The sequence below is a fragment of the Rhodococcus sp. 06-1474-1B genome, from assembly GCF_002258885.1.
GTDB lineage: Bacteria > Actinomycetota > Actinomycetes > Mycobacteriales > Mycobacteriaceae > Rhodococcoides > Rhodococcoides fascians.
The window spans coordinates 113,319-137,712 of the sequence record NZ_NOYR01000023.1 but is presented as its reverse complement, the minus strand read 5'-3'; the positions used below and the strand labels follow the sequence as shown (position 1 = coordinate 137,712).

Genomic DNA, 24,394 nt, shown 5'->3' with positions numbered 1-24,394 from the left:
CCAGGTACGCAAAACGCGCACGACGGCGAAGCCCTACAGCATGCAGGAAACGCAGCCCTCGACCTCGGTGCCCTCGAGGGCCATCTGACGCAGACGGATGTAGTACAGCGTCTTGATGCCCTTGCGCCATGCGTAGATCTGCGCGCGGTTGATGTCGCGGGTGGTGGCCGTGTCCTTGAAGAACAGCGTCAAGGACAGGCCCTGATCGACGTGTTGCGTTGCGGCAGCGTAGGTGTCGATGATCTTCTCGTAGCCGATCTCGTACGCATCCTGGTAGTAATCCAGGTTGTCGTTGTCGAGATACGGTGCCGGGTAGTAGACGCGGCCGATCTTGCCTTCCTTGCGGATTTCGATCTTCGACGCCACCGGGTGAATCGACGAGGTCGAGTTGTTGATGTACGAGATGGAGCCGGTCGGCGGCACTGCCTGCAGGTTCTGGTTGTAGATTCCGTACTCCTGCACCGATGCCTTCAGCGCGGCCCAGTCGGCCTGCGTCGGGATGGCGACGTCAGAGTCGGCGAACAGCTTCGCGACCTTCGGTGTCGCAGGCTCCCACACCTGATCGGTGTACTTGTCGAAGAACTCACCCGACGCGTACTTGGAATCCGGGAAACCCTTGAAGTACTGGCCGCGAGCCTTGGCCAGCTGGTTCGAGGCCTGGATGGCGTGGAACAGCACCGTGTAGAAGTAGATGTTGGTGAAGTCGATTCCCTCGGTCGAGCCGTAGTGAATGCGCTCGCGGGCGAGGTAGCCGTGCAGGTTCATCTGACCCAGGCCGATCGCGTGAGAGTCGTTGTTGCCCTGCTCGATCGACGGTACCGAGAAGATGTGGGTCTGATCCGACACCGCAGTCAGACCACGGATCGCCACCGCGATGGTCTTACCGAAATCGGGCGAATCCATCGTCTTGGCAATGTTCAGCGAGCCCAGGTTGCACGAGATGTCCTTGCCCACATGGCTGTACGAGAGGTCGTCGTTGAACGTCGACGGCGTCGAGACCTGGAGAATCTCCGAGCACAGGTTGGAGTGAGTGATCTTGCCCTTCACCGGGTTCGCACGATTGACGGTGTCCTCGTACATGATGTACGGGTAGCCGGACTCGAACTGCAGCTCGGCGAGAGTCTGGAAGAATTCACGCGACTTGATCTTGGTCTTGCGAATCCTCTTGTCGTCGACCATCTCGTAGTACTTCTCCGAGACATTGATGTCGGCGAACGGCACTCCGTAGATGCGCTCGACGTCGTACGGCGAGAACAGGTACATGTCCTCGTTCTTCTTCGCCAGCTCGAACGTGATGTCCGGGATGACGATTCCGAGGGACAGCGTCTTGATGCGGATCTTTTCGTCGGCGTTCTCACGCTTGGTGTCGAGGAACTTGTACACATCGGGGTGGTGCGCGTGCAGGTACACCGCGCCCGCGCCCTGGCGTGCCCCGAGCTGGTTGGCGTACGAGAACGAATCCTCGAGCAGCTTCATGATCGGGATGACACCGGACGACTGGTTCTCGATCCGCTTGATCGGCGCACCTGCTTCGCGAATGTTGCTCAGCAGCAATGCAACTCCGCCGCCGCGCTTGGACAGCTGCAACGCGGAGTTGATGGATCGTCCGATGGACTCCATGTTGTCTTCGATGCGAAGCAGGAAGCACGAGACGGGCTCGCCGCGCTGCTTCTTGCCCGAGTTGAGGAAGGTGGGCGTCGCGGGCTGGAATCGGCCGGCGATGATCTCGTCCACGAGATCGGTGGCCAGGGCTTCGTCACCGGCCGCCAACGTCAATGCCACCATGCACACACGGTCCTCGAAGCGTTCGAGGTAGCGCTTACCGTCGAACGTCTTGAGCGTGTAGGAGGTGTAGTACTTGAACGCACCGAGGAAGGTCGGAAATCGAAACTTCTTCGAGTACGCGTGGTTGATCAGGAACTTCACGAACTCACGTGAGTACTGGTCCAGAACCTCGGGCTCGTAGTAGTTCTCCTCGACGAGGTAGTCCAGCTTCTCATCCAGGTCGTGGAAGAACACGGTGTTCTGGTTGACGTGCTGCAGGAAGTACTGATTGGCAGCTTCGCGGTCCTTCTCGAACTGGATCTCACCGTTGGGCCCGTAGAGATTGAGCATCGCGTTGAGCGCGTGATAGTCCATGTCACCGTCGCTGCGAACGGTCGCGGGTGCGGGTGCTGCGTCGGTGATGGTCGGTGCCACGGCGGTGCTCCTACTGGTCTGTGGTGGTTGATGCTCAGTGCGTGTGGGCAGCGCGACGGACTTCCCGTTCCCAGAAGTCTTCGAGTCCCTCGCGGACTCGCACTACGTCCTCGGGGGTGCCCATCAATTCGAAGCGGTAGAGATACGGAACCGCGCATTTCTGCGAGATGACGTCTCCGGCAAAGCAGAAGGAGTCACCGAAATTGGTGTTTCCGGCAGCGATGACAGCTCTGATCAACGATCGATTGTGCTTGTCGTTGAGAAACTTGATCACACGCTTGGGGACGTAGTTGGTGTCGCGGCCGGCGTACGTCGTTCCTCCGCCGTACGTCGGCACGATCAGGACGTAGGGAGAGTCGACGCGAAACGTGCCGTCCGGATCTCGTAAGGGAATGCGCGTCGCGGGGATATCCAACTTCGATACGAAACGGTGCGTGTTCTCCGACGCGCTGGAGAAGTAGACGAGTGAGTTCGAGGACTGCTGTTGTGAACTCACCGCTCACTCACTTTCTCGATCTGTTCAAGCAGCGTTCGTCGCGAGGGTCTTGATGCGATCCGGGCGGAAACCGGACCAGTGGTCGTCACCGGCGACGACGACGGGTGCCTGCAGGTAACCGAGCGCCATGACGTAGTCACGTGCCTCGGGGTCCTGCGAGATGTCGATGACGGAGTACTCGATACCCGCTTTGTCGAGGGCGCGGTAGGTGGCATTGCACTGGACGCAGGCGGGCTTGGTGTAAACGGTGATGCTCATGGTGTCCCTCTTTCCGTTGTCGCCGTCGGGTGCACCGATGGCGACGATGTGCTCTGCGTGTGGCACCGAGAACATCTCCCGCTCAGGGCGACTGCGACCTGCTCGAACCCACGTCGTTCGGGCTCTTCGAGTTGTGGTCTCTCGGCGGGTCAAACACTACACCTAGTGTCCCCCATCTGCCTAGAACACGAGATGTTGCGAACAACATGCGTGGTATTCGCTGGTCACGGCCGTGCGACCGACGCTCGTCCACCCCACATCGGCGTGTCGGACGTCACAAAACGAGGTGTCTTTCGTCACTACCGACCGTCGCCCCGACAGTGACGATCACCGAAGACACCCGCGCACGACGACGGCCCCCCGGAATCGCTCCGAGGGGCCGTCACGTGGATCACGCGAGTGTCAGCGTTGACGCGCCTTGAACCGCGGCTCCTTCTTGTTGATCACGAACACGACCCCATGGCGGCGAACCACCTGGGCGCCGGGCTTGCTCTTGAGCGATTTCAGAGAATTTCTCACCTTCATGAGACCAGGCTACATGAAAACGATTCCCGATACCATCAAGCGGTCACGCGTTGACGAGTTCCTTCGACGCCTTGACCAACTCGGCCACGACATGGCCGATCTCACCGGACACCTCGGCGTTCTCACGCGGGTGGGCGGCCCCGAACTTGTCGATGGTGCCGCCGATGGAGAGCTGGACGTCCTCGAGTACGGATCCGCCGGCGATGCGGACGGCCTTGCTCGTATCCTCGTGGGCCCACTTGGCACCGTTGCCGCTCGGCGATGCGCTGATGACCACGACCGGCTTGCCCACCATGGCACCGGCACCGTAGGGACGTGAGAGCCAGTCGATGGCGTTCTTCAACACGGCCGGAATGGTGCCGTTGTATTCGGGCGTGACCAACAGCAGCGCAGAAGCCTTCTCGGCAGCGGCGCGCAGAGCGAGGGCGGCCGCAGGCACGGAGCCGTCGACGTCGATGTCCTCATTGTAGAAGGGAACGTCGCCCAGCCCGTCGTAGACCACGATCTCGGCATCGGCCGGTGCGACGGTGACTGCAGTCTCGGCAATCTGCTTGTTCACCGATTCGGCGCGCAGGCTTCCGACGAGAACGAGTACGTGTGCGTCTGACATGAAATCTTCCTTCGAAAGTTCGGATGACGTGATCGTCGTGTCAATTCATACCATCCAAACGGACCGCGGTCCACTTGTATTCCTCAGCGAGGTACCCTGAACAGGTGACCGGTCCGATGCTGCCCGTAGTAGGCGAAGACTCCGAACGCTGTGACGCTGCCCGCAACCGCCGGCTGCTCCTCGACGCCGCGACGGAGCTGGTGGCGACCCTCGGTGCCGACGCCGTCACCATGGAGGCCGTGGCAACGAGGGCCGGCGTCGGCAAAGGCACTGTGTTCCGGCGCTTCGGCAACCGCGCCGGGTTGATGCGAGCCCTGTTGGATCACACCGAGAAGATGTTGCAGAGCTCGTTCATGTTCGGCGAACCGCCGCTCGGGCCCGGTGCCGATCCCATCGACCGCCTCGTCGCGTTCGGTCGGGCACGGCTGGAATTCGTCAGGGTTCAGGGTGAGGTGCTGCGGGCCGCGGAAAGCTCGGCCGACGCTCGGTATTCGGCTCCGGCGCACATGGTCAATTTCACACACGTTCTGTCTTTGCTCCGTGCAGCCGGCGTGGAGGGAGACCTGGAACTTCTCACCTACTGGCTGCTCACACCCCTGGAAGCCACGTTGGTGCTGCACCAGTACCGAGACCTCGGAATGACGATGGATCGTCTGGCCGACGGGTGGGAAGATCTGGTGCGCAGAGCAACTCGCGTCCCATAGCGGTTGTCGGTCACGTCGCGAGGATCGACAGTGCCGCCGAATGCAAGGCAGTTCCGTACGAACGGCCGTGTCCGGCCGCATGTACGGCCAGAGGATGCAACTGGTGCAGGGCGGTCCGGTCGCGCCACCCCGTCCGCAGCGGGTGCACGGACTCGTAGCCGTCGACCATGGCGTCCAGATGAGGACAGCCGAACAGTGCCGCCATCGCCAGATCCGTTTCGCGATGGCCGCCGTGTGCCGCGGGATCGATCAGCACGACACCCGCATCGGTCCAGAAGACGTTGCCGTTCCACAGGTCTCCGTGGATTCGACTGGGCGGTTCACCGTCGTCGAACTCGCCGTCCGCCACCCGCTCGCACGCCGCCTCGACGGTCGCCGCCTCGGACTGCGTCACGTTTCCGGCGTCGACCGCGATCCGCAGAAACGGCAGCACTCGCTCGGCGGCGTAGAACGAACCCCAGCTGGCGTGGACAGTGTTGGTCATGGGCCGCGAGCCGATGAACAACTGCCCGGGAAACGGTGTGCCGTCCGGGCGATTCGGCGGAGCCCCGAATCCGGCCGCGCCGCCGTCGTGCATCCGGGCCAGTGCGCGCCCGAATCGACGGGCCGCGATCTCGGTGGGACGCGCGGCCGTCAACCGCTCGAGTTCGATGAACGTCGGTCCGCGATCGAGAACACCGACGACAGGCACCCCTGTCTCACCGAGCCACGCGAGTCCCGTCGCCTCGGCCTCGAAGAAGTCCGGGTGCGCGCGGGTATCTCGCTTGACGAAGGTATCCGTGGATCCGCTCACGTCGAACGACACTACGCATCCTTCTCGACCCGAACGCGTACCCGCACTCGTCATTAGGATGATCGGATGGGACACATCAACTCGGAATTGCGCTCCGGAATCATGCGTGAGCTGGCGGTACAGTCGACCATCGATCCGGTGACGGAGGTCCGCAGGCGCGTGGACTTCCTCAAGGACTACCTCGCGTCGACCCCGGCCTCCGGTTTCGTACTCGGGATCAGCGGCGGACAGGACAGCACGCTCACCGGCAAGCTCGCACAGCGGGCGGTGACCGAACTACGAGCCGACGGGCACGAGGCCGAATTCGTCGCCGTACGGCTCCCCTACGGTGTGCAGGCCGACGAGGACGACGCGGCGATCGCACTGAAGTTCATCCATCCCGACCGCACGGTGACGGTGAACATCAAGGCGGCCTCCGATGCCGCAGCCGCTGCGACCGCCGAGGCTCTGGGAACCGGCGAGGTCCGAGATTTCGTGCGCGGCAACATCAAAGCTCGTCAACGCATGGTCGCCCAGTACGCGATCGCCGGCGAACTCGGCTATGTCGTCGTCGGCACCGACCACGCAGCCGAGGCGGTGACCGGCTTCTTCACCAAGTTCGGGGACGGCGGGGTGGATCTGACGCCACTGACCGGCCTGACCAAACGACAAGGCGCTGCGCTGCTGCGCGAGCTCGGTGCGCCCGAAAGTACCTGGCGCAAAGTCCCCACCGCGGATCTCGAAGACGATCGACCGGCTCTGCCCGACGAGGAAGCACTCGGCGTCACATACGAGCAGATCGACGACTACCTCGAAGGCAAAGACGTCACCGAGGAAGTGGCCGACAAACTCGAGAAGATGTTCGCCGCGACGCGGCACAAGCGAACCGTTCCAGTGACACCGTTCGACGATTGGTGGAAGAACGGTCACTGACCGACCTTCGTCGGCGGCGATCGGTGACGATCAGCCGCCGGCGAACGGCGGCAGTACGTCGACTCTGCTGCCTACGGACCGACCCAGATCGCGGGTCAACTCGTCTCCGACCAGATACGCCGACACCCGCAGAATCGGTTCCATCGGGGCTCCGTACCGAGAACGGATGGCCTCGCGCAATTCTCCCAGCGTCGCACCGGCCGGCAGAGTGAGGTGTTCGGACTCGCAGCCGGACGCGTCGACGGCGGCTGCGAAGTACCGCACCTCCACCTGCATCGTTCGACTACCGGTCGTGCTGGGCTGTGTCTCAACCACCGATTGCTCCCATACTGCGGGTCGGTGGCACGAAGCCCTCGGCGTCGATGCCGTGCCCGGCCCATTTGTTCCACATGGCTCCGCGCCATACTGCTGCCAACTCGTCATCGGTGGCACCGCCCCGCAGCGCCGCGCGAAGATCCGTCTCGTCGTCGCTGAACAGGCAGGACCTGATGGTCCCCTCGGCAGTGAGCCTCGTTCGATCACAGTCGCCGCAGAACGAGCGCGTGACGGACGCGATGATTCCCACGGTCGCCTCCGTGCCGTCCACGCTCCATTCTTCGGCGGGAGCGGACGGATCGGCGCGACCCACTCCACGTAGATCGAAAGCAGTGGACAGCTCGTCGAGCAACGTCTGGGCGTCGATCATGTTGTTGCGGGCCCATTCGTGATCGGCGTCGAGTGGCATCTGCTCGATGAATCGAAGCGCGACCCCCTCGTCCAGACACCACCGGAGCAGATCCACGGACCCGGAGAGGGTATCTCGCATCAGTACGGCATTGACCTTCACCGGACCGATGCCCGCCTTCTTGGCCGCCCGGATGCCGGCCAGCACCGACGGCAGACGATCGCGTCGAGTCAAGCGCGCGAACTGTTCGCGATCGACCGAGTCCAACGACACGTTGACGCGCGTCAGACCGGCCTCGGCGAGGGCCTGCGCACGATGTTCGAGACCGACGGCATTGGTGGTCATGGACAACGGCACGCCGTCCGACACAGCGGAGCACGAACGAAGGATCTCGTCCAGATCTCGACGCATCAGAGGCTCGCCGCCGGTGAAACGCACGTCGCGTATTCCCAACAGGCGCACGGCAACCGAGACGACCCGAGCGATCTCGCCAGCGGTCAGCAGGTCGGCTGTGGGAATTGCCGGCAGCCCCTCCTCCGGCATGCAGTACGTGCACCGCAGCGAGCACTTCTCGGTGATCGAGATGCGCAGATCGCGTGCCACCCGCCCGAATCGATCGATCAGATGCGGCACGTCGGGACGATCGTCCACCGGGCCGAACGACGACCCCGAGGAAGCTGCACCGATACGCGGGATCCCGAGGGACGTGACACTGTCCACCGTCACCTCACACCTCGAATCCGTCTGTTCCTGCATGTCTCACATCGGCTTGTCTACCCAGTATGCCGCAGCCCACACGCGCCCGTCGTGTCGGCGTGCCTAGGATTGGCAGCCATGACGGCTGAGCACACTCGAGCGATCACCGGACCCGCACTGTGAGCGCCGTATCCGTCGAGGAGCACGCAGCAGCGATCGAGTCGCTGCTCGCAGACTTGGGCACCCGAGCAGCCCAACGAGTACCGCTGGCCGACGCACTGGGGCGGGTGGCATTCCACGATGTGACCTCCCCCGTCGATCTACCTCTGTTCCGAAATTCGCAGATGGACGGTTATGCGGTCGATTCTCGCTCGGTGCAGTCTGCGCCCGTGACGCTTCCGGTATCGACGATCATCGCTGCCGGACCCACCCGACCGTCGACGCTCACGCCCGGTAGCGCAGCCAAGATCATGACCGGCGCACCGATACCCGACGGAGCGGACGCCATCGTCCCCGTGGAGGACACCACAGTGACCACCGCAGGTGCGGTGACCGTCGAACGAGCCCGCGTCGCAGGCGAATTCGTGCGCGAACAGGGTAGCGACGTACGCGCGGGAACGGTCCTGATCGACGCGGGCAGAGTGCTCGAGCCCCGGCACATCTCGGTTCTCGCGGCCGTCGGACTGGCCACCGTCGACGTACGGTCGCGTCCTCGGGTGGCCGTGGTGACCACCGGAGCAGAGTTGGCCGACGCAGGCGAGACGCTCTCGCCCGGTCAGATCTTCGACTCGAACGGCATCACTCTTGCCGCGCACCTGCGCGCGAGCGGTGCCGACGTGGTCACCGTCGCACGCAGCACCGACGATCCGGAACGCTTCCGAAGCATCCTCACCTCCGCAGCCGCATCGGCGGAGCTCATCATCACCTCCGGTGGAGTGTCGATGGGCGACTTCGAGGTGGTCAAGGACGTTCTCGCGCCGCTGGGTGGACAGTTCGGATCGGTTCGGATGCAACCGGGTGGACCGCAGGGCATCACGATGTTCGACGGCACCCCGGTCCTGAGTTTCCCCGGCAACCCCGTCAGCACCGTGGTGTCGTACATCATGTTCGCGCGCAACATCGTTCGGCGATCGGCCGGCCTGCCACCGGTCTTGTCGGGCCCTGCGACTCTGTTCCAGTCGATCACCTCGCCGCCGGGCAGGCGTCAACTGCTCCGCGGGAAATTGCGTGACGACGGCCGGGTCGAACTGGTCGCCGGACCGGGGTCCCACCTGGTGGCCGCACTGGCGTGGGCCGACGTGCTCATCGACATCGCCGCCGAGACAACCGAACTCGCCGCAGGATCACCCGTGGAGGTATGGCCGCTGTGACCACCGAAGTTCCGCAGAACCCCCTGTCGCACCTCGACGACGAGGGCCGCGCCCGCATGGTCGATGTGGCGCACAAGAAAGAGACCTCCCGAACGGCTGTGGCGGCAGGCGAGTTCGTCACCACGCCCGAGGTCATCGGGTTGGTGCAGGCGGACGGCATGCCGAAGGCCGATGTCCTGGCGACCGCTCGGATCGCCGGTATCTCGGCTGCCAAGCGCACCTCCGATCTGATTCCGCTGTGCCATCAGCTCGCGCTCTCGTCGGTCAAGATCTCCTTCGGATTCACCGACACCTCCATCACGGTCGAGGCCACCGCGCGCACGACCGGTAGGACCGGCGTCGAGATGGAAGCCCTCACCGCCGTCGCGGTTGCCGGGTTGACTCTGCACGACATGGTCAAGGCGGTCGACCCGGGTGCGACGATGAACGGCGTCCGGCTGATCACCAAAGACGGTGGTAAGCACGGGCATTGGCAGCGTGATGCGAAGGCGACCGGCCCCGACGACGACGCTCGGCCGTCGGAGGGGACGAAGTCGGCGGTCGTGCTCGTGGCCTCCACCGGCGGTGCTCGCGGGACCCGCCCGGACACCACCGGCCCGTCCATCGCGTCCTGGCTGACCGATCGGGGCTTCGCGGTGCGTGGCCCGCTGGTGTACGCCGATGCCGACATCGAGGCCGGGCTGCGCGACTCGCTACGCGGCGAGCCGTCGCTGATCATCTCGACCGGCGGAACCGGCGTCTCCCCTACCGATGCAACTCCGGAGGCCACGGCGGCACTGCTCGACATCGAGATGCCAGGAATAGCAGACCAGATCCGCACCAAGGGAACCTCCGCGACGCCTCACGCGGTGCTGAGTCGCGGAGTGTCCGGGTTGATCGGACGTACCCTCGTCGTCAACTTGCCCGGATCACCGGGAGGCGTGAAAGACGGCTTGGCCGTTCTCGATCCGCTCCTCGATCATGTACTCGCCCAGATCTCAGGAGGAGGACCCCACGATGACTGAACTCGTCGCCCGCATCTCGAACGAGCCGCTGACGACCGCCGAAGTAGAAGCCGCGGTACAGGATTCGCACCACGGCGCCGTGGTGCTGTTCAGCGGAATCGTTCGTGACCACGACGGTGGCCACGCCGTGGAAACTCTCGAATACCGCGCCCACCCCGATGCGGAACGCTTCTTGAGCCGATGCTGCTCGGAGGTCTCGTCCGAAACCGGTCTTGCGGTCGCTGCCGTGCATCGCGTCGGGGACTTGCGGGTCGGCGATCTCGCACTTGTGGCCGCAGTCGGATCGGCTCATCGCGCCGAGGCGTTCGAGGCGTGCGCCCGACTGGTCGAACGCATCAAGGCCGAGGTACCCATCTGGAAACGGCAGGGCTTCGAAGGCGGGCGCACCGAATGGGTCGGACTGTAGAAGACCTACGCCGGCTCGAGGTATCGATGGACCGGCAACATGGCCGAGGCGTCGACTGCGTCGTCAGGGCCGCGCACGCAGGCCCGCAGTCGATGTTCGACCGCGTCCGCATCGAGTTCGGTGCCGATCAGCACCAGTGATGTTTGCTGGGCTTCATCCCGTGACCACGCTGCACTCTCGAACCGAATGTGTCGCCCCACCGTCTGCACGATGAACTTCTGCTGGTGTCCCGGCAGGTCGAAATGCACGACACCCTTGATGCGGTAGAGGTTTCCGGTCGGGTTCTCGAGAAATGCGATCAGCCGACGCGGCTCCATCGCTGCAGTGCTGACGAACTCGGTATGCGAGTACTGCGCATGCAGGTGTCGGTGGTGTCCGTGCTCGTGGCAGCTGTCGTCGTCGAGGTGCTCGCGGAGAAGTTCGTCGAAGGACAATTGCACGGGTAGTGCGGATTCGACCGGCCCGTTCTGGGGCCGGTCGAACAACAACAGAGGATCGACGCGTCCGAACGACACAGCTGCGACAGGGACGTCGCCGACAATGGACCGAACCGTCGATACCACCGCAGAGCGCTCCGAATCCTCGACGGCGTCGGACTTGTTCAGTACCACCAGATCCGCCAATTGCAGATGCTGATCGATTTCGGGATGCAGGGTGCGGGTATCCGCGAATTCGACTGCGTCGACGACTCCCACCAATCCGCCGTACACGATGAACTCGTTCTCGCTGCCGCGCACCATTCGAATGAGATTCCGTGGCTCCGCCAATCCGCTGGCCTCCACCACGATCACGTCTATGGCCGAACGGCGGTGAGCCAGCGCATCGAACATCGCGTCCATGTCAGTGATGTCCACCGCACAGCAGATGCATCCGTTGCCCAGTGACACCATCGAATCGACCTGTCCTGCAACGAGCATGGAATCGATGTTGATCGCACCGAAATCGTTGACCACGACGCCGATCCGAATTCCCGCATCGTTGCGCAACAGATGGTTGAGCAGAGTGGTCTTGCCGGCACCCAGAAAGCCGGCAACGATCACCACCGGAATTCGTCGACGCGCCACGCCGGTCGAGACTACCGGGCGGCGACAATTCGATTCAGGAGGCCTCGAGCGAAGGTGGAGACGCTGCTGACGTTCTCGTCGGTCACCAATCCCTTCAATCCGTCGACACCGAACGATTCGACATACGGCGAGACGCTTTCGAGCAGTCGAGACAAGGCACTACGACCCGCTACGGACGTCGACGTAGCTGCGGGGACAGTCGCGCTCGTCGGTGTCGGCGCAGAGGCGGTGGGAACTGCGACGTCCGGCGACGAGGCAGCCTCGGCTCCGAGGAGATAGTCGATGATGCCGGTGGAGATGGCGATCGCATGCTTCACCTGACCGTCCGAGCTCTCCAGCACCGCCGCGTCGTCCGGGTTGGAACCATTGCCCATCTCGACGAACACCAACGGAACAGTCGTCAGTGCGGGCCCCGCGACGTCGGATCGTTCCTGGATCCCGTCGACGACGCCCGAGTAATTGGCGGGATCGAACCCGGCGCGAACGTAGGAATCTCTCATCAGCTTCGAGGCCGAGCGCCCGCCCTCCGACTGAGCCGCATCGGCCGCCGCATTCGGAATCGGCAGTGTCGGCACGATCAGATGGAATCCGTGCTTGTCGGTGTCGGTCGTCGTGCTCGTCGAGTCCGCATGAATGCTGACGGCCACATCGGCTCCGGACGCGCTGGCAGCGCGAGCCCGATCGTCGACGCACCCGCCCCACCCGGTGTCGTCGACGCGGCTGGTCTTCACCGTCGCACCGAGACTCTCCAGACTGGACCGAACCAGCTCCGAGACCTTCCAGTTGATGGTGTGCTCCGGCACCCCGTCCACCGTGGTCATGCCCGTGGTCTGGCAATCCTTGGTACCGCCGCGCCCGTCGTCGACCTGCCGTTGCAGATTCTCCGAGTGAGCTGTGCCCTGGTGACCCGGATCGAGGAAGACCGTCTTTCCCGTCAACTCTTGTCCGGCCGATTCCGTGCCGGGTGTCGCCGACGGCGCAGTGGCGGGCGTGGACGGGTCGGCCGATACCGGTGCGCCGACGAGCGCTCCAGCACCCAGTAGACCTGCGCACATCAGCGTCACCGCAGCCGACCCGGCTGTTCGTGAAGATTTCATCGACTCGTGGGCGCTCCGGTGGAGCCGGTCGCGCCACTCCCCTCTCGGCACCTCGGACGCCGTCGAGCCACGCGGTTCCCATTGGCATCAGGAGCTACCGTGCGTCACAACAGACACTTGCTGCTCGAGTGAACCAGAGATCGATCCATTCGAGTCCCTGATCGAATTTCGTTAGCCAAAGGATTGCATTTCGTGATCGATCCGTTGCGATCTGCCCAGCCTTCTCATGTTTCCCACGACGGCGACACAAGTGCCGCGAAACTCCGAAACCGGCCGCCGGCTCGAACCGACCCCGAGAACGAATTTCCTATGAATACCGGACAGTTTGTCTTTGTTCACCGCAACAGCGATCCCTCGCACTGCGCACACACTTAATGCCTGCGCCACGTCGGTTTCGACGAATACATCTGCAGATTCTGTGGCAATGCTGCGAAACCGGTAACAATCGATCGGCCAGCATGGATATACACATTGTTCGGCCGTATAGTCGACACAGTTCGATCTGGACATCCCCCCGCATCATTCCCTGCACCATTGGAGAGCTTCAGCATGGCCAGAAAAGTCTATGTGCAACTAGTCGATGACATCGACGAAAAACCGATCGAATCCGGTGGCGAACACATAACCTATTCGGTCAACGGAGTCAGCTACGAAATCGATCTGAGCGACAAGAACGCCAAAGAATTCCACCGCAAGCTCGACTATTACATCGAGCACTCGACGAAGGTGGGCGGAAAGCGACAGAAGAAGTCGAGTTCCCCGGCCACCGGGGCGAAGCGCGACGCCAATCAGACCAAAGCCATCAGAGAATGGGCGAAGGCGAACGGCCACAACATTTCTGCGCGCGGAAGAATACCCGCCGAAGTGGAGCAGGCGTTCGACGCAGCTCACTGACCCCCGCCTTCCGAATCGGCGTCTCAGGACTCACGCTGCAGACGCCGATTCGGTGGCCGAAGCCATAGACACAACAAAAGCGCCGCCCGATGGGCGGCGCTTTTGCTTTCTCGGTGGAGCTAAGGGGACTCGAACCCCTGACCCCCACACTGCCAGTGTGGTGCGCTACCAGCTGCGCCATAGCCCCGAGTACTGCGTGCTCCCGCTCATGCGGTTGCTCGAACGAAGTTACACCATCGCTCGCGGCAGCAACAAATCAGCTGGTGCGGCCCCTACTCGATGCTCCGGTACGGGCCCCCGCGCTCGACCCCGATCAGCCGACCGTAGCCAGCCATTCCGAGTCGCCCAGCGCGTCGACCACCTGTCCATCCACCAGAACACCCGGAGTTCCGCGTGCGCCCGATGCGGCCAAGGCGTCCCGACCGGTCGTCGCGTCCGCCACCGCTGCGTCACGCTGCGCGCCCGTGGTGATGCACTCCACCGCAAGATCGCTCGCTCCGTTCGACGTTGCCAGCTCCGCCAGTTCGGCATCGGTTCGGTCGGAGTCGCTTCCTTCCTCCGGCTGGAATTCCGGGTCGAACAGTGCGGCGTGGAAACCCGAGTAGACCCGCGCATTCTCGGTTGCGGCCACGCAGTGCGACGCCGCAACGGCCCGCGTCGAATAGTCACCCGAGGCCGAGCTCGCATCGAGGAAATTGATCAGGTGGTAGTTGACCGAGACAACGCCGTCGTCGATTTTCTGAGCCAATTCCTGGCCGTGCTTCACCTCGAGATCACTGCAGAATGGGCACATCGGGTCCTCGTAGATATCGATGACGCGCTGCGCGCCCGGACGAGCCAATACGACGACACCGTCTCCCGGCAACGACAATTCGACCTCGGGATTCTTGACCGATCCGTACCCGTCGTTCCGGGGCGCGTCGCTGCCTCGCTGCCACAGGATCGCTACCACGACGACCGCGACCACCACGAGGAATGCAATACCGCCCAGAATGTACGTCACGGTATTCGACGAGGCCTGCGGAGTGTGTTTCGTGCTGGATGTCTTCTTCTCGCTCACAGAGCGAATACTACGGACGTATCCGTCAGCTGCGCTCGCGCTCGAGGGTGTCCGGAACGCGCGACCACCACAACCCCGCCAGTAGAAGCAGTGCGCCCGTCACGGCGAAAGCCGGACCGAACGAGACCCGTTCCACGATCATTCCGGCCACGATCGGGCCGATCACCGCGCCCACGTCGGACGCCATCTGGAAGGCAGCCAGCACGGGTCCTCCACGGGCCTTGGAGCCGATCACGTCCGCGACCGAGGCCTGCTGGGCAGGACTCATCAGGCCCGATCCGATTCCGGCGATCAACGACACCGCGAGGAACAACACCGGATCGTGGACATAGCCCATCACGACCGTTCCCAGGCCGCAGACCGCCAAACCGCCCAGCATGAACGGTTTGCGTCCGCGTACGTCGGACAGGCGACCGGCAGTGGTGAGAACCAGGGCATTACCCACTGCGAACACCGTGAGAGCAATCCCGACGAACACCTCGGACCGCTGCATTGCCTCGACGACGAACAACGGCACCAGCGCCACCCGGACACCGAACACGGCCCATCCGTTCGCGAAGTTCGACGCCAGCGCGGCCCGATAGGACGGGATTCGCAGAGCAGCGAGCAACGACATCGTCGGCGGCGCAGTTCCCTTCTCCGGCTTGACCAGATCGGAATTGCCGAGGGTGAAGTACACGACGGCAGCGGCGATCACCAGAGCCACGGCATAGATGACGAACGGCACCCGCAGACCGAAACCGACGAGCGCGCCGCCGACGAGCGGACCACCGATGGTTCCCAGCAAGAAAGCGGTCGCGTACAGCCCGGAGATGCGGCCTCTACTGGTAGGTGGACTGATTCTGATCAGCAGTCCGAGAGCAGACACCGAGAACATCGTCGACCCGATTCCGCCCAGTCCGCGAAACACCAGCAGCTGCCAGTACGTCTGAGCCAGAGCGCACGCACCGGTGGAGACCGCCACGATCAACAGTCCGATCAGGTAGACGGGTCGTTCGCCGAGCCGCTGAACCAGAGCGCCGCTCGCCGGCGCGAACAGCAACCGCATGAGAGCGAAGGCACTGATCACTGCCGACGCGGCCGTGTATCCGACGCCGAATTCTCGAGCGAACTGCGGCAGGGCAGGCGCGACGATGCCGAATCCGAGGGCGATGACGAACGCTGCCGAGACCAGTACCCAGATCTCCGGTGGGAGTTTGCCTCCGGGTTGGAATGCCGGCTCGGGGGCCGGGCTGTCGTGGTCGGGTGTCGGTGAGTCGGTCACGAGCTCTCGAGAGCGGACGAGACCAATTCACGTGCTGCAGCCTGGACCTCGGCGAGGTGTTCCTTGCCCTGGAACGACTCCGCGTAGATCTTGTAGACGTCCTCGGTTCCCGATGGACGAGCTGCGAACCAGGCGCTCTCCGTTGTCACCTTCAGCCCACCCAGTGCGGCCCCGTTTCCGGGAGCCTCGGTCAGCGTCGCGGTGATCGGCTCCCCCGCCAATTCGGTGGCGGTGATCTGGTCGGGCGACAACTTGGCGAGCACAGCCTTCTGCTCCCTGGTTGCCGGAGCGTCGACGCGGGCGTACGACGGGTCGCCGTACTCGGCTGTGAATTCTGCGTAGCGTTGCGACGGTGTCGATCCGGTGACCGCGGTGATCTCCGAGGCCAACAGCGCCAGAATGATTCCGTCCTTGTCCGTGGTCCACACTCGGCCGTCGTGCCGCAGGAACGAGGCACCGGCGCTCTCCTCGCCGCCGAAGCCGAGCTCGCCGTCGAGCAGCCCCGGCACGAACCACTTGAACCCGACCGGGACCTCGAGCAGCTTTCGTCCGAGACCGGCGACGACGCGATCGATCATGGAGGAACTCACCAGCGTCTTGCCGACTGCCGCGGTCGGTGACCACCCGGGTCGGTGGGTGAACAGATAGTCGATCGCGACCGCGAGGTAGTGATTGGGGTTCATCAGACCACTGTCGGGAGTGACGATGCCGTGTCGATCGGAGTCGGCGTCGTTGCCCGTGGCGATGTCGAATCGATCCCGGGCAGCGATGAGTGATGCCATCGCGTTCGGCGACGAGCAGTCCATTCTGATCTTGCCGTCCGTGTCCAACGTCATGAAGCGGAACGTGCCGTCGACCAACGGATTGACGACGGTCAGATCGAGGTTGTGTCGTTCGGCGATCGCATCCCAGTAGTCGACACTGGCACCGCCGAGCGGATCCGCACCGATGCGAACTCCGGCGGCGCGGATCGCATCGAGATCGAGCACATTCGGGAGGTCGTCCACGTAGGTGCCGAGGAAGTCGTACCGCGAGACGCTTCCCGCGAACGCCTGCGCGAGAGTCACGCGCTTGATTCCGGTAATGCCCTCGCGGAGAAGCTCGTTGGCGCGGGCAGCGATCACCGACGTCGCATCGCTGTCGGCCGGTCCACCGTGCGGAGGGTTGTACTTGAACCCGCCGTCACGCGGCGGATTGTGGGACGGTGTGACCACGATGCCGTCGGCTTTCGCGGTCGGCCCCGACTCGTTGTACCGGAGAATGGCATGACTGACGGCGGGCGTCGGGGTGTAGCGATCCCCCGAGTCCACCAGAACGTCGACGTCGTTGGCTGCCAACACCTCCAGAGCCGTCGTCCACGCGGGCTCGGACAATGCATGGGTGTCTCGACCGATGAACAGTGGCCCGGTGATGCCTTGCGCGGAACGATATTCCACGATGGCCTGCGTGGTGGCGACGATGTGCGCCTCGTTGAACGCCGAATCCAGGCTCGAACCTCGATGACCCGAGGTCCCGAACACGACCTGCTGACTCGGCTCCGACACGTCCGGAATGCGCGAGTAGTACGCCGTGACGAGTTGCGAGAGATCGACCAGATCCTCCGGCAGTGCAGTGGTTCCAGCTCTCTCGTGCGCCACGATGCGCCTCCTCAATCCTCGAACGAACCGAATCCGGTCGACGAACCGAATTTCTCGTTCAACCCTAACGCCGCTGCCCCACCCGCGAGCTACTTGCTCTGCCGTTTCGGTGGCCGCGGCAGAAAATAGCTGGTTCGCTGCTGATATTCGCGATACCCCGGACGCTTCTCCATGCTCCGTTCCAACAGCCGAGCCCCGGTGGCGAACACCAAGAAGTACGTCATCGCGACAGGCGACAGAATCGTGAACACCCCAGGCCACGCCGAGGCCGAGACGAGGAACAGTCCCCACCACACTGCCGAGTCGCCGAAGTAATTGGGATGCCGCGTCCAGGACCACAGACCTCGGTCCATGATCTTGCCCTTGTTCGACGCGTCGGCCTTGAACGCCTTCAATTGCGCGTCGCCCACTGCCTCGAACGTCCATCCGAGTAGCCAGACCACTACGCCGAGTACGACGACGGGTAGAACCGATCCGTGTGAAACGGCGGATACCTGCAGTGGAAGGGACACGAACCACAGCGCAACCGCCTGCGTCAGATAGATCTTCCGCAGGGCATACCAGGTTCTGTTGCCGGTGGCCTTGGACAGCAGCTCGGTGTACCGCGGATCCTCACCGTGTCCGCGTGAGCGCTGCACCATGTGCAGCGCAAGACGAAGCCCCCACACTCCGACGAGCACGACCAGCAGGAGTCGTCGCCACAGATCACCGGTTCCGGTCGCAGCGGAGATCAGCGCGATCAGAACGAAGCCGCCACCCCACGTCACATCCACGACATTGTGTCGTCCGATACGGGCACCGACGAGGGCGGTGACCATCATCAGGACAGCGGTACCGCCGAGACTCGCCAGTGACACGGTGAAGAAGTCGGACCAATTCACCGCGCGGCCACCCACACCGGGCGGACCGGTTCCATCCTGGACGACCCGTCGACCGGGCGAACGGACAAGATCTGGTCGACGCCCATCCTGTTGTCCCGGAATGCCATTCCCCCGCCGATCAGGTACAGCCGCCAGACGCGAGCGACCTCCTCCCCGACCATGGCCACCACCTCGCCGTACCGCGCCTCGAAGCGCTCCGTCCAGACATCGACGGTCCGCACGTAATGCTCCCGCAGAGCATGGACGTCGCGAACCTCGAGTCCGGCCTCCTCGATCATGGCCACGGTCCGCCCGACCGGGCGCATGAACATGTCGGGCGCGATGAACGATTCGATGAATGCCCCGCCGCCGGGGTTGTCGCCTTCTCTTCGCGACATCTGCTGGATCAGTACTCGCCCACCCGGCTTGACGTTGGTGTGCAGTGCGGCGGTGTAGGTCGGGTAATTGGCCTCCCCCACATGCTCACCCATCTCGATCGACGCCACCGCGTCGAAGGGCCCGTCCGGAATCTCCCGATAATCCTGGATTCGGATCTCGACGTTGTCCTGCAGTCCTCGGTCGGCGATTCGCTTGTCGATGAAGGCTTTCTGTTCGCGTGAGATGGTCACTCCGACGACCTGCGCTCCGTATTCCTGTGCCGCATGCAGGCTGAGAGACCCCCAGCCGCAGCCGACGTCGAGGAACCGTTGCCCGGATCGTTTGTCGAGCCCGATCTTTCGGCACACGAGGTCGAGCTTGTCGCGCTGGGCATTATCGAGGGTGTAATCCGGCGAATTCGAGGTCCAGTACGCCGACGAGTACGCCATGTGCGAATCGAGGACCAGTTCGTAGAAGTCGTTCGACAGGTCGTAATGGTGGCTGATCGCAGCGCGGTCGCGAAGCAACGAGTGCAGCCGCCCCTTCACCGAGGCCTGCGACGCGGGTGGCGGTAGTGGGCGGCCGAACACGCCGAGATCCTTGGCCAGCCGCGCCAGCCGCAGTAACGATGCCGGCCCCGGTCGTACTGCCGAGAGCCGGCGCTCACGGACCACACCCCAGACATGATCGAGAGCCGCGGCAAGATCGCCGTCGACGTCCAACTCCCCGGTGACGTACGCCTGCGCAGCACCGAGTTCACCGGGGCTCCACAGCAATCGACGAAGAGCGCTGGGGCTCCGCAACATCACTTTCGGTGCCAGGGCGTCGCCGGCAACGGATCCGTCCCACGCCTGCAGCCGGACGGGAAGCGGGCCACCCACCAGGGGTTCCATCAACTCGGCAATTCGGTGTGCAACACCGACGCTGCGATCGGTCCGGTCCACGGTACTTGTCGAGGTGGTCATCGGTCGTCCCTTCGATCGAGCACGATCTGCTGAACATCGAGGTACCCGGATCGAAATCCGGCCTCCGAATAGCAGAGGTAGAAGTGCCACATTCGCGCGAATACTTCGTCGAACCCGAGACCATGTGCCTCGCTGCGGTATTCACGGAAGCGACTGTCCCACAGGGCCAGGGTTCGCGCGTAGTGATCACCCATGGACAGGCGCTCGCGAACCCGAAGCGAGGTGTGCTGCTCGGTCACCTCCTCGATGGCCCGCACCGACGGCAGGAACCCGCCGGGAAAGATGTACTTGTGCACCCACGTGTACGTATTGCGGGTGGCCAGCATCCGGTCGTGCGGCATGGTGATGGCCTGGATCGCCACGCGTCCGCCCGGTGCCAGATGTGCATCGATCGTCTTGAAATAGGTTGCCCAGTACTGATGACCGACGGCCTCGATCATCTCGACCGACACGATGGCGTCGTATTGGCCGTCCACCAACCGGTAGTCGAGGAGATCGATCTGTACTCGCTCGCTGTATCCCGCTGCCGCGCAACGCTTCCGCGCGAGCTCCTGCTGCTCCACCGACAGTGTCACCGACCGGACCGTCGCACCGCGAGCGGCCGCCCGAATAGCCAGCTCGCCCCATCCGGTGCCGATCTCGAGGACCCTGGTTCCTTCGCCGACGCCTGCGCGATCGAGTAGCCGGTCGATCTTTCGGCGCTGGGCGTCGGCAAGCTCCATGCTGTCGTCGGGTCCCGATCCGGCGAACAACGCACTCGAGTAGGTCATGGTCTCGTCGAGGAAGAGCTCGAACAGGTCGTTCGACAGATCGTAGTGACGCGAGATGTTCGATCGTGTGTTCTTCGTCGTATTGCGCTCACTCCGTGGAGGTTTCGGGACGTAGAGCCCACGGAGCCGCTGCAAGGACTCGGGAATCAGCGACGCCATTCGACGAGCGAAGACCTCGAGCACAGCGGTGAGATCCTCGGCATCCCAGTCTCCGGCCATGTATGCCTCACCGAATCCGATGAGGCCGCTGTCGCCGACGCGCGCGGCGAAGTCGTGTGGCCGATAGACCGTCATCAACGGTGCGTCGGACGATCCGGCCCCGATCACTGTGCCGTCCGGCATCGCGACTCGGACCTGCAATCCCGCGACCGCACGACGGAAGAGAAAGTCGGCAACGGGCGCGGCGACCGCAACTTTCACGCCACCGGGAACGTGGGCGATCTGGGGCCAGACCCGAGGATCGACGAGCGGGCGCGGCCCGGCACCGGACGGGTGCGACACGGAATCGGTTCGAGACACCGTTGTCATCTGTGAGCTCCTTCCTTCTGAACTCTCCGCGCCCCCGGAGGGGCAGGTTTCTGCACGATCTTCAGACCCCGCGCCCAGAGCCGAATGCCCTGCCAGCGAATCTGTATCACCACTCGCAGCGGTGCCATCGGGATCTCGAGTGCGGTACGAAGAATCGATCGCGTCGTCACCTGGCGGCGACGGCCGACGACGGTCGCCACGAACGGAGGGTGGCCGAGACGTTCGAGGACGATCGACAGCCGGAGTGTGGCGTCCGGCTCGGGCAGCTGCATGGAGTACTCGCCGTCGACGTCGTTGAACGGTGAGACGTAGAACTCTTTGGCAGTCCGTGCCTCGCCGTGACGACCGGTGTCCAACAGATACCGGTATCGCTCGCCGTAGGTGTTGTGCACCTCGGCCACCACGCAGCCGAGGTCTCCGTCGCGGTCGTGACACCAGTACACAGTCAATGGGTTGAACGTGTGCCCGAACACCCGCGCGCTGGCCAACATCGTGATGCGACCGCCGCCGAGATCGATTCCGCTCTCTGCCACGAAGGCATCGACGTTCTGGCGAATGGTGGCACCAGGGTCACCCATGTGGTCGCGGGAATCGAATGAAGCGAGTGGCCGCAGGATCCGCGGCAGTTCGGGAAGTGCGTCGAGGTCGACGAACCAGCTGTAGCTCTTGTACGAGAACGTATTTCGTATCGGTGCTCGTCGGACGTGATCGATCCGAGTGAGATACAGCGCCGCCCCGTGCGCCCGGGTGTTCGGCAGAACCGACGTCAGAGCCACGAGGCCCCCACCCGTTGCGCGGCGCGCGCTCCGGACAACGCACCGTCCTCGTGGAATCCCCACCCGTGGTACGCCCCGGCGAACGACACCGTATCGGTGTCCAATTCGGGCAGCCGACGCTGCGCTGCGACGGATTCGGGGGTGTACTGCGGGTGCTCGTAGGTCATCTCGTCGAGCACCGTGTTCGGGTCGATGCGATCTGCTCCCCCGAGGGTGACCAGCATCCTTCGATCGCTGTCACCCAATCGCTGCAACCTCGTCAGGTCGTAGCTGACCAGAACTCGATCGGGTTTGGCGCTACAGGACGGCAGGTGGTAGTTCCACGACGCTCTCGCTCTGATGTTTCGTGGCAGCACCGACGAGTCGGTGTGCAGTGCAGTGTGATTGACCGAATACGGCATAGCTCCGAGAACGCTGTGTTCGAGCGCAGTCGGCTCCGCGAGCATCTTCAGCGCGGCACCGGGATGGACTGCGATCACGGCGGCGTCGAACGTGCGCAGGTCGTCGTGGCCGTCCCGGATCTGCACCGAATCCCCGGACCGGTAGACAGCATGTACCGGATTGTCGAGCAACACCTCGTCGATGTGCTCCGCAACCCGACGAACGTATTCGATCGACCCGCCGGTGACGGTACGCCAGGTGGGAGATCCTGTGACGGTGAGCATTCCGTGGTGGCGGAGAAAAGTGAACAGGTAGCGAGCCGGGTAGGCGAGAGCAGTGTCCGGATCGCACGACCACACCGCGGACACCAACGGTGTCATGAAGTGGGATTCGAAGTATGCGGAGAACGAGTGCTGCTCCAAGAATTGAGCGAGCGTCGTCTCGGTGTCCGCGGCGTCCTCGCGCTCGAGTAGCTCGGTCGCCAGACGATGAAATCGCTTGACGTCGAGCAGCATCGAGACGAAGCGAGGCCGGAGGACCGCGGTCCGCTGCGCGAGAATGCCCCGCATTCCCTGTCCGCCCGAGTATTCGAGCCCGCAGCCGTCGCACCGAACGGACATGCTCATGTCCGAATCCTGCGTCGGCACGTCGAGCTCGTCGAACAGACGGAGCAGCGTCGGATACGTGCGGTCGTTGTGCACGATGAACCCGGTGTCGACGCCCACCGGACCACCGGGGCCGTCCACGAAGTGGGTGTCCGCATGGCCGCCGAGCCGAGAGTCGGCCTCGTACAACGTCACCGACGAGTTCTTGGACAGCGCGTATGCCGCCGTGAGGCCGGCCACCCCGCTGCCCACGACGGCGACACGGCGGGTCACGACGATTCTCCCCTGCAGCCCGTCGACGCACCGGATTCGCTCGAATCGGCTCGCGCCCTTGACTCGTCGGCGATACGGAGAACGAAGTCACGAGTGACGCGCGACCACACGCGCGGATCACGCAGCATGAAATGGCCTCCAGGCACCGAGAGATATTCGGCGTCGGCACCGTTCGCCATCGCGCGTTCGGTCGCACGACGGGAGGTTCGCGCGTCGGTCCACCGGTCGGCAGTTCCGTGCACCACGAGCAGCGTGCGATTCTCGTCGAATCCGTCGGCCTCCGTACCCTGCGGCCACCACGGAGCAAGCGCAACGACACCCGCAATCGACGGGTCGTCGATCAGCGCAGCAGCTGTGCGCCCGCCCATCGAGTGCCCCACCACGACCACAGGAACTCCGGGATTGCGGTCACGAATGCGGCGCAGCGCCCACCGCGCGTCCTCTACCGGCGTCCGTTCGGGGGCGTTCCAGCCGCGGAACCGATATCGCAGTTGTTGGACCGAAATATCGCGGCTTTGTCCGGCCCGCCGAAGCGTCCAGGTGAAGGGCCACATTCTCAACCCCGCCAGGTGCCACGGCCTGCTGCGCGCGCGACTCACGTCCTTGCCACCGCTCAGAACCAATACCACCATCGACGGCGACGACAGCCGCTTCCCCGCGTAGAGAACTGGGGTCCGCTGGTTTCTCATGCCCTCTATTCGGCACCGAGCCCCCTCCGGGTGGGACCGGGTCGACAACAGTGTTTGTGAGGTGTCCGACACAAAAAAAGACCGGGCCGAGAGAAAGTCTCTCGGCCCGGCCTTCACAGTGGAGCTGCCGGGAATCGAACCCGGGTCCTCTGCTGCATTGCCAGGGCTTCTCCGTGTGCAGTCCGCTATGCCTCTACTTGGATCTCCTGATCTCGCGAACAAGTCAGGATGACGATCCCAGCCACTGTTTGATGTTCCTCATCATCCCGCGGCCGGATGAATCGGTGAGCCCTCTAGCTGATGCCAGTACCCGGGCCGAGGGCAAACCCGGACTGACAGACACGCAGTCGCTACTTAGGCAGCGAGTGCGTAGTCGCGCTGATTGGAATCGGCGCTTATAAGGTTGCGATGACGCTTACGGTGGTCTCTCGCCTGCACCGACACGCTTCCCCTGACTCAACATACAAAGTCGAAACCGTTCAGCCCCGTATGTTCCCGAACACCGTGTCCGGGCTG

At 63.7% G+C, this 24,394-nt stretch carries 25 protein-coding genes, 1 tRNA gene and 1 other RNA gene; 6 read left to right on the top strand and 21 right to left on the bottom strand.

The window, feature by feature from the left end:
- Nucleotides 1-33 precede the first annotated feature (33 nt).
- From nrdE to CH266_RS10860, 5 genes are all read right to left on the bottom strand, one after another.
- Nucleotides 34-2,199, bottom strand: coding sequence for a class 1b ribonucleoside-diphosphate reductase subunit alpha (nrdE, locus tag CH266_RS10880; protein ID WP_032370748.1), 2,166 nt, complete (start codon nt 2,197-2,199; stop codon nt 34-36).
- 34 nt (nt 2,200-2,233) lie between these two features.
- Entirely contained in the window at nt 2,234-2,695 is a 462-nt protein-coding gene (nrdI, locus tag CH266_RS10875) for a class Ib ribonucleoside-diphosphate reductase assembly flavoprotein NrdI (protein WP_027496602.1), read from the bottom strand.
- Between the two features lie 24 nt (nt 2,696-2,719).
- The gene (locus CH266_RS10870; RefSeq protein WP_027496601.1) at nt 2,720-2,953 is read right to left on the bottom strand and encodes a redoxin NrdH; all 234 of its coding nucleotides are present in this window, start codon (nt 2,951-2,953) and stop codon (nt 2,720-2,722) included.
- 402 nt (nt 2,954-3,355) lie between these two features.
- Nucleotides 3,356-3,478, bottom strand: coding sequence for a type B 50S ribosomal protein L36 (gene ykgO, locus CH266_RS10865; RefSeq protein WP_032387197.1), 123 nt, complete (start codon nt 3,476-3,478; stop codon nt 3,356-3,358).
- A gap of 43 nt (nt 3,479-3,521) precedes the next feature.
- On the bottom strand, nt 3,522-4,088 hold the full coding sequence (locus CH266_RS10860; RefSeq protein WP_032383451.1) for an NAD(P)H-dependent oxidoreductase: 567 nt from the start codon (nt 4,086-4,088) through the stop codon (nt 3,522-3,524).
- A 104-nt stretch (nt 4,089-4,192) separates the two neighbouring features.
- Here CH266_RS10860 and CH266_RS10855 point away from each other — a divergent pair, with 104 nt between their 5' ends.
- Nucleotides 4,193-4,792, top strand: coding sequence for a TetR/AcrR family transcriptional regulator (locus tag CH266_RS10855; protein WP_027496598.1), 600 nt, complete (start codon nt 4,193-4,195; stop codon nt 4,790-4,792).
- 10 nt (nt 4,793-4,802) lie between these two features.
- Here the strand turns inward: CH266_RS10855 and CH266_RS10850 are convergent, their stop codons facing one another.
- Entirely contained in the window at nt 4,803-5,585 is a 783-nt protein-coding gene (locus tag CH266_RS10850) for a fructosamine kinase family protein (RefSeq protein ID WP_255175890.1), read from the bottom strand.
- 66 nt (nt 5,586-5,651) lie between these two features.
- Here CH266_RS10850 and nadE point away from each other — a divergent pair, with 66 nt between their 5' ends.
- Nucleotides 5,652-6,497: an ammonia-dependent NAD(+) synthetase gene (gene nadE, locus CH266_RS10845; protein WP_094715282.1), complete on the top strand. Its 846-nt coding sequence runs from the start codon at nt 5,652-5,654 to the stop codon at nt 6,495-6,497.
- A gap of 30 nt (nt 6,498-6,527) precedes the next feature.
- Here the strand turns inward: nadE and CH266_RS10840 are convergent, their stop codons facing one another.
- Together CH266_RS10840 and moaA are read right to left on the bottom strand one after the other, a co-directional pair.
- The gene (locus CH266_RS10840) at nt 6,528-6,773 is read right to left on the bottom strand and encodes a MoaD/ThiS family protein (protein WP_027496595.1); all 246 of its coding nucleotides are present in this window, start codon (nt 6,771-6,773) and stop codon (nt 6,528-6,530) included.
- 31 nt (nt 6,774-6,804) lie between these two features.
- Nucleotides 6,805-7,917, bottom strand: a complete 1,113-nt coding sequence (moaA, locus tag CH266_RS10835) for a GTP 3',8-cyclase MoaA (RefSeq protein ID WP_094715281.1) — start codon at nt 7,915-7,917, stop codon at nt 6,805-6,807.
- 119 nt (nt 7,918-8,036) lie between these two features.
- Here moaA and CH266_RS10830 point away from each other — a divergent pair, with 119 nt between their 5' ends.
- The 3 genes from CH266_RS10830 to CH266_RS10820 are packed head-to-tail and all read left to right on the top strand — an operon-like array spanning nt 8,037 to nt 10,637.
- Nucleotides 8,037-9,227, top strand: coding sequence for a molybdopterin molybdotransferase MoeA (locus CH266_RS10830; RefSeq protein ID WP_032372666.1), 1,191 nt, complete (start codon nt 8,037-8,039; stop codon nt 9,225-9,227).
- Nucleotides 9,224-10,231 (top strand): bifunctional molybdenum cofactor biosynthesis protein MoaC/MoaB, encoded by a 1,008-nt coding sequence (moaCB, locus tag CH266_RS10825; RefSeq protein WP_255175889.1) that lies wholly within the window; start codon nt 9,224-9,226, stop codon nt 10,229-10,231. The genes CH266_RS10830 and moaCB overlap by 4 nt, the downstream gene beginning before the upstream one ends.
- Nucleotides 10,224-10,637, top strand: a complete 414-nt coding sequence (locus tag CH266_RS10820; protein WP_027496591.1) for a molybdenum cofactor biosynthesis protein MoaE — start codon at nt 10,224-10,226, stop codon at nt 10,635-10,637. The genes moaCB and CH266_RS10820 overlap by 8 nt, the downstream gene beginning before the upstream one ends.
- Before the next feature lie 5 nt (nt 10,638-10,642).
- Here CH266_RS10820 and CH266_RS10815 read toward each other — a convergent pair whose 3' ends face one another.
- Complete coding sequence (locus CH266_RS10815; protein ID WP_094622397.1) at nt 10,643-11,701, bottom strand: CobW family GTP-binding protein; 1,059 nt, start codon at nt 11,699-11,701, stop codon at nt 10,643-10,645.
- 11 nt (nt 11,702-11,712) lie between these two features.
- A complete protein-coding gene (locus CH266_RS10810) occupies nt 11,713-12,798 on the bottom strand; it encodes an N-acetylmuramoyl-L-alanine amidase (RefSeq protein ID WP_255175888.1) in 1,086 nt (361 codons plus the stop codon).
- Nucleotides 12,799-13,347: 549 nt separating this feature from the next.
- Here CH266_RS10810 and CH266_RS10805 point away from each other — a divergent pair.
- Nucleotides 13,348-13,692 carry a histone-like nucleoid-structuring protein Lsr2 gene (locus CH266_RS10805; protein ID WP_032370939.1) on the top strand — a complete coding sequence of 115 codons (345 nt, stop codon included), beginning with the start codon at nt 13,348-13,350 and terminating at the stop codon, nt 13,690-13,692.
- Between the two features lie 114 nt (nt 13,693-13,806).
- On the opposite strand, the gene CH266_RS10800 is transcribed toward CH266_RS10805, so the two are convergent.
- From CH266_RS10800 to ssrA, 11 genes are all read right to left on the bottom strand, one after another.
- Nucleotides 13,807-13,879, bottom strand: a tRNA-Ala gene (locus CH266_RS10800).
- Nucleotides 13,880-14,005: 126 nt separating this feature from the next.
- On the bottom strand, nt 14,006-14,752 hold the full coding sequence (locus CH266_RS10795; protein WP_032390069.1) for a DsbA family protein: 747 nt from the start codon (nt 14,750-14,752) through the stop codon (nt 14,006-14,008).
- A gap of 25 nt (nt 14,753-14,777) precedes the next feature.
- Complete coding sequence (locus tag CH266_RS10790) at nt 14,778-15,935, bottom strand: MFS transporter (RefSeq protein WP_045841964.1); 1,158 nt, start codon at nt 15,933-15,935, stop codon at nt 14,778-14,780.
- Between the two features lie 77 nt (nt 15,936-16,012).
- A complete protein-coding gene (gene pgm, locus CH266_RS10785; protein ID WP_027496584.1) occupies nt 16,013-17,653 on the bottom strand; it encodes a phosphoglucomutase (alpha-D-glucose-1,6-bisphosphate-dependent) in 1,641 nt (546 codons plus the stop codon).
- Between the two features lie 89 nt (nt 17,654-17,742).
- Nucleotides 17,743-18,474 carry a DUF1295 domain-containing protein gene (locus CH266_RS10780; RefSeq protein WP_094715497.1) on the bottom strand — a complete coding sequence of 244 codons (732 nt, stop codon included), beginning with the start codon at nt 18,472-18,474 and terminating at the stop codon, nt 17,743-17,745.
- Between the two features lie 56 nt (nt 18,475-18,530).
- Nucleotides 18,531-19,856, bottom strand: coding sequence for a class I SAM-dependent methyltransferase (locus CH266_RS10775; RefSeq protein ID WP_094715280.1), 1,326 nt, complete (start codon nt 19,854-19,856; stop codon nt 18,531-18,533).
- Nucleotides 19,853-21,154 (bottom strand): SAM-dependent methyltransferase, encoded by a 1,302-nt coding sequence (locus tag CH266_RS10770; protein ID WP_094715279.1) that lies wholly within the window; start codon nt 21,152-21,154, stop codon nt 19,853-19,855. The genes CH266_RS10775 and CH266_RS10770 overlap by 4 nt, the downstream gene beginning before the upstream one ends.
- Nucleotides 21,151-21,930 (bottom strand): DUF1365 domain-containing protein, encoded by a 780-nt coding sequence (locus tag CH266_RS10765; protein WP_094715278.1) that lies wholly within the window; start codon nt 21,928-21,930, stop codon nt 21,151-21,153. The genes CH266_RS10770 and CH266_RS10765 overlap by 4 nt, the downstream gene beginning before the upstream one ends.
- Nucleotides 21,921-23,207 carry an NAD(P)/FAD-dependent oxidoreductase gene (locus CH266_RS10760; protein ID WP_201010647.1) on the bottom strand — a complete coding sequence of 429 codons (1,287 nt, stop codon included), beginning with the start codon at nt 23,205-23,207 and terminating at the stop codon, nt 21,921-21,923. Before CH266_RS10760 ends, CH266_RS10765 begins: the two co-directional genes overlap by 10 nt.
- Nucleotides 23,186-23,878, bottom strand: coding sequence for an alpha/beta fold hydrolase (locus CH266_RS10755; protein ID WP_094715277.1), 693 nt, complete (start codon nt 23,876-23,878; stop codon nt 23,186-23,188). The genes CH266_RS10760 and CH266_RS10755 overlap by 22 nt, the downstream gene beginning before the upstream one ends.
- A gap of 116 nt (nt 23,879-23,994) precedes the next feature.
- Nucleotides 23,995-24,365, bottom strand: a transfer-messenger RNA (tmRNA) gene (gene ssrA / locus CH266_RS10750).
- Nucleotides 24,366-24,394: the final 29 nt, after the last annotated feature.